The sequence below is a fragment of the Blastococcus mobilis genome, assembly GCF_900188025.1.
Taxonomy (GTDB): domain Bacteria; phylum Actinomycetota; class Actinomycetes; order Mycobacteriales; family Geodermatophilaceae; genus Blastococcus_B; species Blastococcus_B mobilis.
In genome coordinates this window covers 201,249-214,817 of sequence record NZ_FZNO01000002.1, presented here as the reverse complement: position 1 = coordinate 214,817, position 13,569 = coordinate 201,249, and the positions used below count along the sequence as shown (strand labels likewise).

General features: G+C 73.4%; 15 protein-coding genes. 4 read left to right on the top strand and 11 right to left on the bottom strand.

Annotated elements, in window-relative coordinates:
- Positions 1 to 48: 48 nt before the first annotated feature.
- The 6 genes from CHB94_RS02780 to CHB94_RS02755 all read right to left on the bottom strand — a co-directional run bounded on the left by CHB94_RS02780 (position 49) and on the right by CHB94_RS02755 (position 4,931).
- A complete protein-coding gene (locus tag CHB94_RS02780; protein WP_089335050.1) occupies positions 49 to 2,352 on the bottom strand; it encodes a heavy metal translocating P-type ATPase in 2,304 nt (767 codons plus the stop codon).
- Positions 2,349 to 3,272 (bottom strand): DUF8832 domain-containing protein, encoded by a 924-nt coding sequence (locus CHB94_RS02775; protein ID WP_089335049.1) that lies wholly within the window; start codon positions 3,270 to 3,272, stop codon positions 2,349 to 2,351. The genes CHB94_RS02780 and CHB94_RS02775 overlap by 4 nt, the downstream gene beginning before the upstream one ends.
- 30 nt (positions 3,273 to 3,302) lie before the next feature.
- Positions 3,303 to 3,512 carry a heavy-metal-associated domain-containing protein gene (locus CHB94_RS02770; RefSeq protein WP_089335048.1) on the bottom strand — a complete coding sequence of 70 codons (210 nt, stop codon included), beginning with the start codon at positions 3,510 to 3,512 and terminating at the stop codon, positions 3,303 to 3,305.
- A gap of 42 nt (positions 3,513 to 3,554) precedes the next feature.
- On the bottom strand, positions 3,555 to 3,896 hold the full coding sequence (locus CHB94_RS02765; RefSeq protein ID WP_254920355.1) for a metal-sensitive transcriptional regulator: 342 nt from the start codon (positions 3,894 to 3,896) through the stop codon (positions 3,555 to 3,557).
- Positions 3,897 to 3,958: 62 nt separating this feature from the next.
- Complete coding sequence (locus CHB94_RS02760; protein WP_089335047.1) at positions 3,959 to 4,363, bottom strand: MerR family transcriptional regulator; 405 nt, start codon at positions 4,361 to 4,363, stop codon at positions 3,959 to 3,961.
- Between the two features lie 73 nt (positions 4,364 to 4,436).
- Positions 4,437 to 4,931, bottom strand: a complete 495-nt coding sequence (locus tag CHB94_RS02755; RefSeq protein ID WP_089335046.1) for an Hsp20/alpha crystallin family protein — start codon at positions 4,929 to 4,931, stop codon at positions 4,437 to 4,439.
- Positions 4,932 to 5,110: 179 nt separating this feature from the next.
- Here CHB94_RS02755 and CHB94_RS02750 point away from each other — a divergent pair, with 179 nt between their 5' ends.
- The 4 genes from CHB94_RS02750 to CHB94_RS02735 are packed head-to-tail and all read left to right on the top strand — an operon-like array spanning position 5,111 to position 7,856.
- Positions 5,111 to 5,539, top strand: coding sequence for an STAS domain-containing protein (locus tag CHB94_RS02750; protein ID WP_254920354.1), 429 nt, complete (start codon positions 5,111 to 5,113; stop codon positions 5,537 to 5,539).
- 9 nt (positions 5,540 to 5,548) lie between these two features.
- Positions 5,549 to 6,820: a YibE/F family protein gene (locus tag CHB94_RS02745; protein ID WP_089335045.1), complete on the top strand. Its 1,272-nt coding sequence runs from the start codon at positions 5,549 to 5,551 to the stop codon at positions 6,818 to 6,820.
- The gene (locus CHB94_RS02740) at positions 6,817 to 7,455 is read left to right on the top strand and encodes a class I SAM-dependent methyltransferase (protein WP_089335044.1); all 639 of its coding nucleotides are present in this window, start codon (positions 6,817 to 6,819) and stop codon (positions 7,453 to 7,455) included. Before CHB94_RS02745 ends, CHB94_RS02740 begins: the two co-directional genes overlap by 4 nt.
- On the top strand, positions 7,452 to 7,856 hold the full coding sequence (locus tag CHB94_RS02735; RefSeq protein ID WP_254920353.1) for a TraR/DksA family transcriptional regulator: 405 nt from the start codon (positions 7,452 to 7,454) through the stop codon (positions 7,854 to 7,856). The genes CHB94_RS02740 and CHB94_RS02735 overlap by 4 nt, the downstream gene beginning before the upstream one ends.
- Before the next feature lie 34 nt (positions 7,857 to 7,890).
- On the opposite strand, the gene CHB94_RS02730 is transcribed toward CHB94_RS02735, so the two are convergent.
- The 5 genes from CHB94_RS02730 to CHB94_RS02710 form a co-directional block, all read right to left on the bottom strand.
- Positions 7,891 to 8,943 (bottom strand): glycosyltransferase family 2 protein, encoded by a 1,053-nt coding sequence (locus CHB94_RS02730; protein ID WP_089335043.1) that lies wholly within the window; start codon positions 8,941 to 8,943, stop codon positions 7,891 to 7,893.
- Entirely contained in the window at positions 8,940 to 9,818 is an 879-nt protein-coding gene (locus CHB94_RS02725; protein ID WP_254920352.1) for a glycosyltransferase family 2 protein, read from the bottom strand. The genes CHB94_RS02730 and CHB94_RS02725 overlap by 4 nt, the downstream gene beginning before the upstream one ends.
- 70 nt (positions 9,819 to 9,888) lie before the next feature.
- Positions 9,889 to 10,641, bottom strand: coding sequence for a class F sortase (locus tag CHB94_RS02720; RefSeq protein ID WP_089335041.1), 753 nt, complete (start codon positions 10,639 to 10,641; stop codon positions 9,889 to 9,891).
- Between the two features lie 10 nt (positions 10,642 to 10,651).
- Positions 10,652 to 11,593, bottom strand: a complete 942-nt coding sequence (locus CHB94_RS25575) for a hypothetical protein (protein ID WP_217899141.1) — start codon at positions 11,591 to 11,593, stop codon at positions 10,652 to 10,654.
- 885 nt (positions 11,594 to 12,478) lie between these two features.
- Positions 12,479 to 13,564: a prenyltransferase gene (locus tag CHB94_RS02710; RefSeq protein WP_089335040.1), complete on the bottom strand. Its 1,086-nt coding sequence runs from the start codon at positions 13,562 to 13,564 to the stop codon at positions 12,479 to 12,481.
- Positions 13,565 to 13,569 lie beyond the last annotated feature (5 nt).

The window sequence follows — 13,569 nt, the reverse complement described above, 5'->3', positions numbered from 1 at the left end:
GTCCTCCAGCACTGGCTCATGGCCTGGGTAGGTGAGGTCGGCGCTCTTTCAGCGGGGGGAGCGGGCCGTCGTCCGGTCCTTGCGCTGCTGTCCCGAGGGCACGGCGGTCGTCGCGTCGCGGTTCTCCGGCAGGGGCGCGAAGCCGCGCAGCCGCAGGCTGTTCGACACCACGAACACCGAGCTGAACGCCATCGCCGCCCCGGCGATCATCGGGTTGAGCAGGCCGGCGGCGGCCAGCGGGATCGCGGCGATGTTGTAGGCGAAGGCCCAGAACAGGTTGCCCTTGATCGTCGACAGGGTGCGCCGGGACAGCCGGATGGCGTCGGCGGCCACGCGCAGGTCGCCGCGCACCAGGGTCAGATCACTGGCCTGGATCGCCACGTCGGTGCCGGTGCCCATGGCCAGCCCGAGGTCGGCCTGGGCGAGCGCCGGTGCGTCGTTGACGCCGTCACCGACCATGGCCACCGTGCGACCTTCGTCCTGCAGCCGGCGGACGACGTCGACCTTGTCCTTCGGCAGCACCTCGGCGATCACCGTGTCGATGCCGACCTCGGCGGCCACCGTCCGGGCGACCGTCTCGTTGTCGCCGGTCAGCAGGACGGGGGTGAGCCCGAGGTCGCGCAGCTGGCGGACGGCGGCGGCTGAGCCGGGCTTCACCGCGTCCGCCACGACCAGGACGCCACGCGCGGCGCCGTCCCAGCCGACCGCGATCGCGGTCCGGCCGGCGGCCTCCGCCTCGGCGGCGGCCCGGTCGAGGGCCGGGGTGAGGGGCAGGGACCAGTCGGCCAGCAGGCGCCGGCGGCCGACGACGACGGCCGAGCCCTCGACGACGCCCTGTACGCCGAGGCCCTCGACGTTGGTGAAGCCCTCGACGGGCGGCAGGGAACCGGTGCGCTCGGCTGCCGCGCGGGCCACCGCCTGGGCGATCGGGTGCTCCGACGCCGCCTCCAGCGCGCCGGCGATCCGCAGCAGTTGCCCGGGCTCCTCGCCGTCGGCCGGCACGACGTCGAGCAGGGTCATCCGGCCGGTGGTCACGGTGCCGGTCTTGTCGAGGACGACGGTGTCGATCCGGCGGGTGTTCTCCAGGACCTCCGGGCCCTTGATGAGGATGCCCAGCTGGGCCCCGCGTCCGGTGCCGACCATGAGCGCGGTCGGCGTGGCCAGGCCCAGCGCGCACGGGCACGCGATGATCAGGACCGCCACTGCGGCGGTGAACGCGGCCGGCACTCCGGCGCCGGTGCCGATCCAGAAGCCGAGCGTCGCGACGGTGAGCGCGAGGACGATCGGCACGAAGATCCCCGAGATCCGGTCGGCCAGCCGCTGGACCTCCGCCTTGCCGTTCTGGGCGTCCTCGACCAGCCGCGCCATCTGCGCGAGCTGGGTCTCCGAGCCGACGCGGGTGGCCCGCACGACCAGCCGGCCGCCGGCGTTCACCGTCGCGCCGGCCACGAGATCGCCGGGGCCGACCTCCACCGGCACCGACTCCCCGGTGAGCATCGAGGCGTCCACGGCCGAGGAGCCCTCGGTGACCTCGCCGTCGGCGGCGATCTTCTCTCCCGGTCGGACGACGAACAGGTCGCCCACCGCCAGCTCGTCGACCGGGATGCGCCGCTCGCTGCCGCCGCGCAGGACCGAGACCTCCTTGGCGCCCAGCTCCAGCAGGGCGCGCAGCGCCGCGCCGGCCTGCCGCTTGGACCGGGCCTCGAAGTACCGCCCGGCGAGGATGAACGTGGTCACCCCGGCGGCGGCCTCGAGGTAGATGTTCCCGCTGCCGTCGGTCCGCGCGATCGTCAGCTCGAACGGGTGCGTCATGCCCGGGATGCCGGCGGTGCCGAGGAAGAGGGCGTACAGCGACCAGCCGAAGGCCGCGAGCGTGCCGAGCGAGACGAGCGTGTCCATCGTGGCGGCGCCGTGCCGGAGGTTGGTCCAGGCGGCCCGGTGGAACGGCGCGCCAGCCCACACGACGACCGGCGCGGCCAGGGTCAGCGACAGCCACTGCCAGTACTCGAACTGCAGCGCCGGGATCATCGCCATCGCGACCACCGGCACGGTGAGGACCGTCGATACGAGCAGCCGGTGGCGCAGCGAGCGCACCGGATCGGCCGGGGGCTCCGCCGGCTCCTCGGCTCTGGCCGGCCGGGGGAGTTCGGCGGTGTAGCCGGTCTTCTCCACCGTGGCGATCAGGTCCTCCGGCGTGACGCCCTCGTCGAAGGTGACCTTCGCCTTCTCCGTCGCGTAGTTCACCGTGGCGGTGACGCCGTCGAGCTTGTTGAGCTTCTTCTCGATCCGGTTCGCGCAGGACGCGCACGTCATGCCGCCGATCAGCAGCTCGACGTCGGTGGAGGTGCTCATCCGTGGTTCTCCTCGTGTGCGCCGGCGGGAACGGTGAAGGCCGCCGTCCGGACGACGCCGTCGTGCTTGAAGTCCAGGAACAGCCGGTAGTCGCCGGCGGACGGGGCGGTGGTCGCGAACCGGACGTGCGGCCCGGGGGTGGGGGCCGCGCCGCCGGGCTCGTCCACCGGGTGGGCGTGCAGGTAGGCGAGGTCGCCGTCGCGCAGCACCACCAGGTGGCCGTAGGCCCCCAGATAGGGCTGCAGATCGGTGACGGGGCGGCCGTCGCGGCTCACGCTGAGGGTCAGCTCGGACTCGCGGCCGGGGTCCAGCTCCCCGGTCAGCACGACCGTGAAGCCGTCGACCTCGGCAGTGAGCGACTCCGCCGGCAGCGGCGCCGGTGCGAAATCCCCGGGGACGGCGAGGTCGGCGCCGAGCGTCAGGTCCTCACCGAGAGCGCTCGGAGTGAAGTCGGCGAACAGCCGCCAGGCGCCCGGGTCGAGCGCGAGCGCGGTCCGCCAGACGCCGTCGGCACCCAGCTCCGGGTGGACGTGCTGGAAGCCGGTGAGGTCGCGGCGGACGGCGATCAGGTGCAGGTCGACCTCGTGGTCGACGTCGTACTGCGTGACCGGATCGCCGTCGGGACCCAGCACACGGAAGGAGACGGGTGTCGCCGCGCCGGCCGGCAGCGAGCGTTCGCCGAGGTCGAGGGTGTAGCCGCTCTCGGAGACGGTCAGTCCGGCTGGGAGGGCTGGGGCGGTCGCCTCGTGACCCCCCGCTTCGTCGTGCCCGCCGGCCGCCTCGGTGCCCATGTCGTGGCCGCCGGCGGAGGACTCGGCGGCCGGCCCGACCGGGCCGACCGCGGTGCCGACGCCCACGGCGGCGGCGAAGACGGCGACCAGCCCCAGGGCGAAGCCGGCGAGCTTGAGCGGCGTGTTCATGGTGATCCGGTCAGCAGTGGCACGACCGCGTCAGCGGCCGGCCACCTCGTAACCGGCCTCCTCGACGGCCGCCCGGACGGCGCTCTCGTCGACCGGTGCCTCGCTGGTCACGGTCAGCCCGCCGCTGGCCAGGTCGACGTCGACGCCGGTGACGCCAGGCACCTGGGAGACCTCCTCGGTCACCGCGCTGACGCAGTGGCCGCAGGTCATGCCGACGACGGTGTAGGTGGTGGTGCTCATGGGGTTCCCTCCGGGGGGTGCCAACTGGTCAGGATCGGACGGTCACGATCGGACGAGGCGGGCGATGGCCTCGGAGGCCTCGCGCACCTTCTCCTCGGCCTCGCGGCCGCCGGCAGCAGCGGCCTCCACGAGGCAGTGGCTCATGTGCTCCTCGAGCAGGCCCAGCGCGACCGACTGCAGCGCCTTCGTCATCGCTGAAACCTGGGTGAGGATGTCGATGCAGTACTTCTCGTCCTCGACCATGCGCTGCAGGCCGCGGGCCTGACCCTCGATGCGGCGCAGCCGCTTGAGGTAGTCGTCCTTGCGGTGGATGTAGCCGTGCTGGTGGTCCTGGGCACCATGGTCGGGCGCGCCGGCAGGGCTGCCGTGCTCGACGATCTCCATGCGGTTCCCTTCCTGCCGGCCGCGCGGACTGCGGCACGGCAAGAACCATACCCCCCTAGGGTTTATTTGCCAAGGGGGCCGGGGTCACCGGAGCCGAGCCGGAGTCGGTCGACGTCGGAGCGGAGCTGGGCAGCGGTCGTCCGCAGGCGCTCGGCGTCCGCACGCGCGGAGGCGAGCTCGTCCTGCAGGCCGACGATCGTCTCTGCGGAGGCCAGGGAGTGACCGTCGTCCAGGAGTCCGCGCATGCGCGCGGCGAGGTCGAGCTGATGGCGGGAGTAGCGCCGGTGCCCACCGGGGGACCGATAGGGCTGGAGGACGCCGGAGGCGTCGAGGCTGCGCAGGAAGGCGGCCTGGACGCCGAGCAGCTCGGCGGCCTGGCTCATGGTCAGCGTCGGGTAGTCGGGATCGTCGAGTCGGCTCACCGGGTCAGGGGTCGGCGCGCCGGAACGGCTGTCGTCGGTGGTCATCGCCGTCCCTCCTGTCGGCTCGGGTACATGCCGGGGGCCGGGTCCGTGGACCCGGCCCCCGAACGGCGGTCGATCAGCTCTCGACTGCCTTCTGCTCCGAGGACTCGCCCTCGATCGTGCGGCCCTCCACCGCGGCGGGTGTGTCCGCTCGGGTCACCGTGATCTTCCGGGCCTTCGCCTTCTCGGCCACCGGGATGCTCACGGTCAGAACGCCGTCGTGGTAGCTGGCCTCGAGCCGGTCGGTGTCGAGGCTGCGCCCGAGCACCAGTTGGCGGGTGTAGCTGCCGAACGGCCGTTCCGCGACGGTCCACTCGGCGTTCTCCAACTGCGGAACCGATCGCTCGGCGCTGATCGTCAGCGTGTTGCCCTCCACCGCCAGGTCGATCGAGCCGGGGTCGACGCCGGGCAGGTCGAAGTGGGCGACGAAGTTGTCGCCGACCCGGTAGGCGTCCATCGGCATGCCCGAGAGCGGGCGAGCGGTGCCGGCCCCCGCACGACCGGTCAGCTGGTCCAGCGCACGGAAGGCGGCGTTCGTGGCGGCGAACGGGTCGTAGGCGGTCAGCATCATGGTCCTCCAACCTCCTGGATCTGCGTCTGTGGAGTTCACTGCCCGAGGGATAACCTCTAGTGGCGACTGGAGATTACCTCGACCGGGCACTGGTGTAAACCTCCACTGTGCGAAACTTCTTCCCGATGGGTGCGCTGAACCGGCGCGTGGATCCCGGCCGCCGGGGGCAGAGTTCGTCCGTGAAGGAGACGAACTCGCGGGAGCAGGCCGGGATCGAACCGGAGGTCACTCACCAGGTCGTCGGCGGAACCGCCCGACTGACCGTGACGGGGGAGCTCACGGACCTGGCCCGCCGGCCCCTGGTCCGGGTGGTCACCGACCTGCTCCTGACCCAGCCCGCACCGGCGCGGATCGAGCTCGCCCTGTCCGCCGTGACGTTCATGAACTCCGCCGGCATGGCCGTGCTGGTCCAGTTGCAGCGCCTCACCGCGCCGCGGGGGATCGACCTCGTGCTGGTCGATCCGCCTGCCGCCGTGGTCCGGCCCCTGCAGCTGAGTGGGCTCTGGCACCGCTTCCCCCTCGGAGGTGCGGTCCCGGAGGCCTACGACCCCGGAGGCCTGTCGCGTCGTGGTGGTGTCGACCGGGGAGCCGTGCGCGGCGGCTCCTAGCCTGACGGGGTGCCGCCCAGTACTCACAGCCACGGACCAGACCCCGACGCGCCACCGCCGAGCCACGAGGCGCTGGGCAGACGGCGGCGCGCCGTCTGGCTCATGCTGCTGCTCCTCGTCCCCGTGGGTCTCGCCACCGTCATCGGGCTCATCGTCCTGTGGCCGGACGGGGAGCCGACCCGGGCCCAGCAGGCCGCCGCGATCGCTCAGCCACCCGGCACCACCTTTCCCGATGCCCGGGTCGTCTCGGTCGAGCCCTTCGACTGCGGCATCGACCCCACGGTGCCGGCGCAGACCTGCGCGAACGCCGTGGTGGAGGTCCTCGAGGGGCCGGGGGCCGGGGACTTCCAGCAGGTCGAGCTCCCGCCGGAGGTCGTCGCGGGCGGCGTGGAGGAGGGGGACACGCTGGTGCTCACCCGCGACGCCGGGGCCGAGGGTGGGGTCGCCTACGGCTTCTTCGACTACGCCAGGGACCTCCCGATCATCGTTCTGGCGCTCGTGTTCGCCGTCGTCGTCGGGGTGGTGGCGCGGGCGCGCGGTCTGGCGTCCCTGGTCGGTCTCGCCTTCGCGTTCTTCGTCCTGCTGCAGTTCGTGCTGCCGGGCCTGCTCGCGGAGGAGAACCCGACGCTGGTCAGCCTGGTGGGTTCGGCGGCGATCATGTTCGTCGTCCTGTACCTCGCGCACGGCTTCTCCGCGCGGACGACGACTGCGCTCGTGGGGACCCTCTTCGGGCTCGCCCTGGTCGCCGTCATGGGCTCGTTCGCCGTCTCCGCCGCTCGCCTGACCGGGCTGACCAGCGAGGAGACGGTGCGGTTGCAGGGGTACGACCCGACCCTCGACTTCTCCGCGCTGGTGCTCGCGGGCATCGTCGTGGCAGGGCTCGGCGTCCTCAACGACGTCACCATCACCCAGGCGTCGGCGATCTGGCAGCTCAGAGAGGTGTCGCCGGAGATCACCTGGCGGGAGCTGTACACGCGGGGGATGGCGGTGGGGCGCGACCACATCGCCTCGACGGTCTACACGATCGTCTTCGCCTACGCGGGGGCCGCGCTCCCGCTCCTGCTGACCTTCGAGCTCTCGCCCCAGCCGTTGTGGACGACGGTCACCAGCTCGGTACTGGCCGAGGAGGTGATCCGCACCCTCGTCGGCGCCATCGCCCTCGTCCTCGCCGTTCCGGTCACGACCGCGACCGGGGCGTTCTTCGCGAAGGCCGCGGACACCCAGGCGGGTGCGGCGACCGAGCGCCGCATGACCGCGCTGCGGGCGCGCTTCGCCCGATGAGCGAGGCTGTCGTGGTGAGCACCGATCTTCTCGCCGCCGCGCAGGCCGCCCCCGGGTTCATGCCCGACGACGAGGGGCGCGCGCTCTACGAGGCCGCGCGCGCCGTCGCCGTCCCCGGACCGCTGCTGGAGGTCGGCAGCTGGATGGGGAAGTCCGCGCTGTACCTGGCGGCCGCGGCGCGCGAGACCGGACGGCAGGTCGTGACCGTGGACCACCACCGCGGGTCGGAGGAACACCAGCCCGGATGGGAGTACCACGACCCGTCCCTGGTCGACCCCGCCGTGGGCCGGATCGACACCCTGCCGCACTTCCGCCGCACCATCGCCGACGCCGGAGCCGAGGACGTCGTCGTCGCCGTCGTCACCCGGTCGGAGACGCTCGCCCCGCTGTGGACCTCGCCGCTGGCCCTGCTGTTCCTCGACGGCAGCCACACGGAGGAGTCCGCGCGGCGCGACCAGGACGCGTGGGTCGCGAAGCTGGCGGTCGGCGGCACCCTCGCGATCCACGACGTCTTCCCCGATCCGGCCGACGGCGGGCAGGCGCCCTTCGGGGTGTACACCCGGGTGATCGCATCCGGGAACTTCGAGGAGCTGCCGGGCACGGGCTCGTTGCGGCTCCTGCGCAGGCTCCGGTGAAAGAGGACCCCCCTGCTCCCCACCACTCGCAAGCTCGCGGCGGGGCCCTGCAGGAGGGCCGGCTGGAGGCCGAGCGGGCGGCGGCGCTGGCCCAGATCGAGGCGCTGAGCCGCGAGTTCGACGGCGTGGTCGCCGCCTCCAGGGCGTCCAACGCCGACGACGAGCACGACCCGGAGGGCGCGACGATCGCGTTCGAGCGGCAGCAGGTGGCAGCGCTGCTGGAGCAGGCGCGGCGGCGGCTGGCCGACGTCGAGGCGGCCCTGGCGCGTCGCGACACCGGCGGCTACGGGATCTGCGAGAGCTGCGGCCGCCCGATCGCCCCCGAACGCCTCGCCGCCCGCCCGGCCGCCCGCACGTGCATCGACTGCGCCCGCCAGGCCCCGTCCAGGGCCCCGTCTTGAGCTCCCGAGAAGGTGGGGAGGACGGGGTCCTTCTTCAGCTGACGTAGCGGCGGGCGGTGGAGCGGCGCTGGGAGTCCTCGAGCGCGGCGAACCGCGCTTCGGCGTGCGGGGGCAGGACCCGCCGTTCCCCCAGCACCCACGGGATGCCGCGGACCGCCTCCAGCAACCCGAGGGCGCTCACCCGGTCGCGTGGGACGGTGCGGAGCAACTGCCACGTGCGCCGCAGCGCGGGCCGCACCGGACGGCGCAGCCACGTCGTCCAGAGGGTGTTGCGGATGCCGTGCCGCCGCCGCAGATGGGGGTCCCGTGCCCGGCTGGCCTGGTGGTGGACGGTGAGTTCGGGCAGGTAGCACAGCTCCCAGCCGGCGGCGGCGAGGTCACCGGCCATCAGCTCCTCCTCGCCGCCCAGCCACAGCCGCTCGGAGAAGCCGCCCACCTCGAGGAACGGCTTCCGCCGCACGACGGAGGCGCCGGCGAGGAACGACCCGAGGGCGGGTCCGGGAAGCCAGTCGGGACCGTGCACGGGGGAGTCGCGCAGCTCCGCGACGATGGGGTCCTCGATCCCGCCCGGTTCCACCAGGATGCGCGCGGTCACGACGGCCAGGCCCGGATGGCGGTCGAGGACGTCGGCCGCGGTCCGCAGCGAGCCGGGGTCCCACCACGTGTCGTCGTCGCAGAAGGCGACGTAGGGGACGTCCAGCCGCGCGACACCGACGTTGCGCCCCACGGCCCCCAGGTTCTCCGGACTCGCGACCAGCTCCACCTGGGGGAAGCGGGCACGGACGGCGTCGGCGGTGCCGTCGGTCGAGCCGTTGTCCACCACCACGACGTGCGGCTGCTCCGGGAGGGCGAGCAGTCGCTCGACGGCGAGGACGAGCTCGTCGCGCCGCTGGTGGGTGATGACGACGACGGCGACGCGGGGGTCGGGTCCGCCCTCCTGGAGGGTCCCCGGCCCCGCCCCGGGTCGGCCCCGTCCCGAGGCTCGCCGCGAGCTCGCGACCGGTGAGGAGGACGGGGTCCTTTTCGGAGGGGTGGGGAGGCCGGGGTCCTTCCCCGAGTGGTGGGAGGCAGGAGGGTCCTCTCTCACGCGGGCTCACCGGCCAGCAGCCGAACGGCGGCCCGCACCTCCGGCGGGATGGGACGGCGGCGGCGCAGCGCGCCGGGAAGATCCGGGACCGCGCGCAGCAGCCCCGCGCGGCCCGGACGGCCGGAGCGGACCGCGGTCGCCAGCACTCCCGTGAGGTCCGCGACCGGGTAGCGCATGACCGCGGTCAGCACCTTGCTCCGCCAGATGCCCGCCTGCCGCCGACCCGGGGCGTGCCGCCGGGGGGAGGGGTGGTGGTGCACCGTCACGGAGTCGACGTAGGCCAGGCCCCAGCCGGCCGCCGCCAGGTCGAGCGCCAAGCGCTCCTCCTCGCCGGGGAACCGGACGACGGGATCGAAGCCCCCGACGGCCTCGAACGCCTCGGTGCGGACGATCGCCCCGCACGCGACGAAGCCGAGCAGCGAGGGGCCCGGGAGATCGGGGGCGGTGCCCAGGGCGCTGTCGGCCATCTCGGTGCAGACGGGGTCGAGTCGCTCCTCCTCTCCCACCAGGATCCGGGCGTTGAGCACCGCGAGCCGCGGGTGGGCGCGCATGATCGCGACTGCCCGGGCGAGGTCCCCGGGCGCCCACCACGAGTCGTCGTCCGCGAACGCCGCGAACGTCGTGCCCGCCCGTGCCACGCCGAGGGTCCGGCCGTGGGCGCCCTGGTTCCGTTCCAGGGGGAGCACGGTGACCTCGGGGTGCGCCTCCCGGACGGCCTCGACCGTGCCGTCGGTGGAGGCGTTGTCGACCAGGATCACGGGGGCCTCGTGGCGGGGGAGGGTGGCGAGCAGGTCCTCCCGCCGGTTCTGACTGGCCACGACGACGGTGACATCGGAGGGTGTGTGCCCGGAGCGCCCGGACGGTGTGGAGGTCACGGACCGACCGTGCCCGCACTCCGCGGCAGCCAATCAGCCGGTCCGGCTCCTTCCTCCGCGGGCCGCGCTGTCAGCCGGCCGCCAACGCCTCCTCGGTGGACGCCTCCTCGGCGGACGCATCCACCGGCAGCGCGAAGAGGAACACGTTGTCCTCGTAGTTCCCGGTGTCCGGGTCCAACGCCCCGCCACAGGAGACCAGCACCAGCCTTCCCGTGCCGGCGCCCGGACCGAACGCGCTCTCCTGGTCGTACAGCGCCCTTCGAAGCTCGGGCTGGGCAGCCAGCTGGTCTTTGTCGTACTGCTCGCCGCCGGTGATCCGGTAGGTCAGGTGCCGACCGTCGTCGAGCACCACGGTGAAGGTCTTCCCGACGTGCTCGACCGCGTACTCCGCGAGGTCGGAGAGTGCCCCGCGGACCAACTTCCCCTCCACCACGTAGTTGACGTGGCCGACCAGGATCGCCGTGCCGCGGGGGGCGCCGGGTGCCGCGTCCTCCCGGGCCCAGCTCACGGCCCGCGGGTCCGGGGGGACGAACAGGTCACCGTCGTCGGTGAGCGGATCGGCGGAGACCGGCGCCGTGACGCCCTCGGAGTGATTGCTGCTCGCGAAAGGGATGACCAGCTGGACCGGGACGCCCGACCGGTCGGGCGTCCCCGGCAGCGGCAGACCCACCGCCGAGGACGCCGTCTCTCGGGCGGCCCCGGCCGACGATGTCTCCGACCCCAGCTGGATCTCCGGATCCGGCCCCCACCCGTGCTCGACGAGGAGAGCAGCTCCCGAGAGGGACAGCAGCGAACTCAGGACGACCAGTGCCAGCCGGGGCATCCGAGGTACCTCAGCTGCCGAGGAGCTTGCGGCGGTAGAGGGCGGTCCCGCCGGCGAGCGCCCCCAGCGTGGCGAGCGTCAGGCCTGCGGGAAGCTGCCATCCGCCGGCCAGACCCTTACCGGCATCCGCGGCCCCGGGAATGGGACCGGCCACGGAGGACGGCGTCGCAGCGGTCGACGGCCGGCTCTGCGGGGTGCCGGCCTGCGGGGCGGCGACGACCACCTGGCCACCCCCGCCCGGGGTGCCGGGGGTGCCCGGGGTGCCGGGGGTGCCCGGGGTGCCGGGGGGGCCCGGAGTGCCCGGGGTGCCCGGAGTGCCCGGGGTGCCCGGAGTCCCGGGGGTGCCCGGCGTGGCAGGCGCCTTGCAGCCGTTGCGGAAGGTCGCCTGGCCGGCGGCGTCCCAGTTCAGGGAGTAGGTCTGCCCCTGGTAGCTGAAGGGCGGGATGATGTCGCCCTGGCCGAGGTCCTCGTGCTGGCTGTAGTGGCCGTTGTAGGCCCCCGCCGCCGCCACGGTGATCTGGACGTAGGGATTGGTCGCCGATCCGGTCGCGTGGCAGAGCGTCACCTTCGGCTCGTTGCCGGGGTTGCTCGGGTTGCCCGGGTTGCTCGGGTTGCCGGGGTGACTCGGGGGGCTCGGGTTGCTCGGGTTGCCGGGGTGACTCGGGGGGCTCGGGTTGCTCGGGTTGCTCGGGTTGCCGGGGTTGCTCGGGTTGCCGGGGTTGCTCGGGTTGGCGGAGTCGGCGGGTGCCTCGCAGCCGTTGCCGAAGGTCGCCTGGCCGGCGGCGTCCCAGTTCAGCGAGTACGTCTGCCCCTGGTAGCTGAAGGGCGGGATGATGTCGCCTTCGCCATGGTGCTCGTGCTGGCTGTAGTGGCCGTTGTAGGCCCCCGCCGCCGCCACGGTGATCTGGACGTAGGGATTGGCCGCCGACCCGGTCGCGTGAGAGAGCGTCACCTTCGGCTCGTTCTCGCCGCCGCCCGGACCCGCCGATGCAGGCAGTGCCGAAACCAGCAGAAATGCGGAAGCGGCCGCAATAGCGGTGGGGACCGCTGCAGTCCGAAGCATCCGGTCCCGCCGGGTCGTCGTCGTGATGGTCATGTCATGTCCCCGTCTCTCGACCGCGTCGGCCGGGTCGGCCGGAATCCCCCGCGGCGCCCTGTGAAGGGCGGTGGTCGTGTTCCAGACGAGTGAGGGACCGAGGGGAGCGGCGCGCAACGCGGAGTGCGCGATGTAGATCGAGAGAGTGAGCCGATATGACGTCAAGCGCTGTAATGATTACGTAGCGTAATGCCCGGACGACCCTGGTCCGCGCCGCCCGGCGCGGGTCTTCGTGGCCGGTATCCCGCCCCGTTCCGGGCCGATGAGCAGGCGCTCGGGGGTGGGGCGCGACAGAAATGAGCGCGCACACTGCGGCGCCCGACCGCCGGCTCGCCACGTTCGGTCACCGTCAATCACCCGTCGGCGTGCATTTCGCACAGTCGCGTGATCAGGCGCTGTGCACCATTCCCTCTCGACGTGTCAGCCCATTCGGATTGTTCATCCGATGATCGCTGAATGGATGGTCGAAGGCCGTGGAAAGTGTGGGGCCGACCTGTCTCGGAATCACGCGCCGCTGCTCCGGTGGCGGTCGGCATCCCATCCGGTCCACGGGGGCGCGACGAAGGATTTGGTTGAACGGCTCCTGCGGGTCGGCCGGCCCGATGTCGCAGGGCAGCCGCGCAGCCGATCACGGTGAGTCATGGCCCGGGTGTCATGGCCAGGCTTCGTCGCCCCCGGTGTCACCGCTCGGATGTTCCGGCCAGGACGAGACCGGTCGGGGCAGTAGTGTGCGGTGGTCGGTCAGGGGGAGACGGTGCCTGCGCCACCGGGGACCCACCCGGCGTGCTGCCCGGGCTCCGGCATTCCGGCGGGCGGCAGTGCACTCGGGTCGCTGAACAACCCCGACGCCGGCGTCGCCCCGGACAGGGCGTCCGCGGCCAGGACGACGGCCGCCGCGGTCCAGGTGGTCCGCTCGACCGGCCAGCGCGCGTCATCGGCGTAGACGTACCCGGTCCAGTAGGAACCGTCGTCGTGGCGCAGGTGCTGCATCGCGGCGACCTGCTCGACGGCGGCATCGCGCTGCCCGGCGGCGGCGAGGGCGAGCGCGAGTTCGCAGGTCTCGGCGCCGGTGACCCAGGGCCGGTCGGACACGCACCGGGCGCCGAGCCCGGGGACGACGAACCGGTCCCAGTCGGCGGCCAGCCGCTCGCCGGCCGCGGTGCCCGTGACCGCGCCGCCGAGGACCGGGTAGTACCAGTCCATCGAATAGCGCGACCGGTCGGCGAACGCGTCCGGCCGGCTGCGCAGCGCCGCGCCGAGGTCGGCGACGGCGAGCTCCCAGTCCGGCTGCGCGTCGCCGGCCAACCCGGCCAGCGCGATCCCGCAGCGCAGCGCCTGGAACAGGCTGGCGTTGCCGGTCAGCAGCGCGGTGTCGTCAGCGGTGCCGTCCGGGCGCAGGGCCCAGCCGATCGCCCCGCCGGCCAGCTGCATGCGGGTCACCAGGTCCAGCCCGCGGCGGACCGCCGGCCACAGTTCGGTGGCCAGGTGCTCGTCACCGGTGATCAGCCAGCTGTGCCAGGCCCCGACGGCGAGGTATCCGGCATGGTTGCTCTCGGCGGCGGGGGCGGACTCGGCCCCCGCGCGGTACTCGGCCGCCCACGAGCCGTCCGGCCGCTGGCGTGCGGCCAGCCACCGATAGGCGGCGGCGGCCCGGTCGTGGGCCCCGCCGATGTCGAGCGCCATCGCCGCCTCGACCGAGTCCCAGGGGTCCAGCTGCCCGCCGCGGAACCAGGGCAGGGCGCCGTCGGCGTCCTGTTCGGCGGCGATCGAGGCGACGGTCGCGCGCAGCTGGTCCCCGGTCAAGACGCCCGGCAGCTCCGGGAGCATCCCCG

What these genes read in the sequence shown, in the direction of transcription:
- CHB94_RS02780 (WP_089335050.1), bottom strand. Translation starts at nt 2,352, where the DNA reads ATGAGCACCTCCACCGACGTCGAGCTGCTGATCGGCGGCATGACGTGC.
- CHB94_RS02775 (WP_089335049.1), bottom strand. Translation starts at nt 3,272, where the DNA reads ATGAACACGCCGCTCAAGCTCGCCGGCTTCGCCCTGGGGCTGGTCGCC.
- CHB94_RS02770 (WP_089335048.1), bottom strand. Translation starts at nt 3,512, where the DNA reads ATGAGCACCACCACCTACACCGTCGTCGGCATGACCTGCGGCCACTGC.
- CHB94_RS02765 (WP_254920355.1), bottom strand. Translation starts at nt 3,896, where the DNA reads ATGGAGATCGTCGAGCACGGCAGCCCTGCCGGCGCGCCCGACCATGGT.
- CHB94_RS02760 (WP_089335047.1), bottom strand. Translation starts at nt 4,363, where the DNA reads ATGACCACCGACGACAGCCGTTCCGGCGCGCCGACCCCTGACCCGGTG.
- CHB94_RS02755 (WP_089335046.1), bottom strand. Translation starts at nt 4,931, where the DNA reads ATGATGCTGACCGCCTACGACCCGTTCGCCGCCACGAACGCCGCCTTC.
- CHB94_RS02740 (WP_089335044.1), top strand. Translation starts at nt 6,817, where the DNA reads ATGAGCGAGGCTGTCGTGGTGAGCACCGATCTTCTCGCCGCCGCGCAG.
- CHB94_RS02720 (WP_089335041.1), bottom strand. Translation starts at nt 10,641, where the DNA reads ATGCCCCGGCTGGCACTGGTCGTCCTGAGTTCGCTGCTGTCCCTCTCG.
- CHB94_RS02710 (WP_089335040.1), bottom strand. Translation starts at nt 13,564, where the DNA reads ATGCTCCCGGAGCTGCCGGGCGTCTTGACCGGGGACCAGCTGCGCGCG.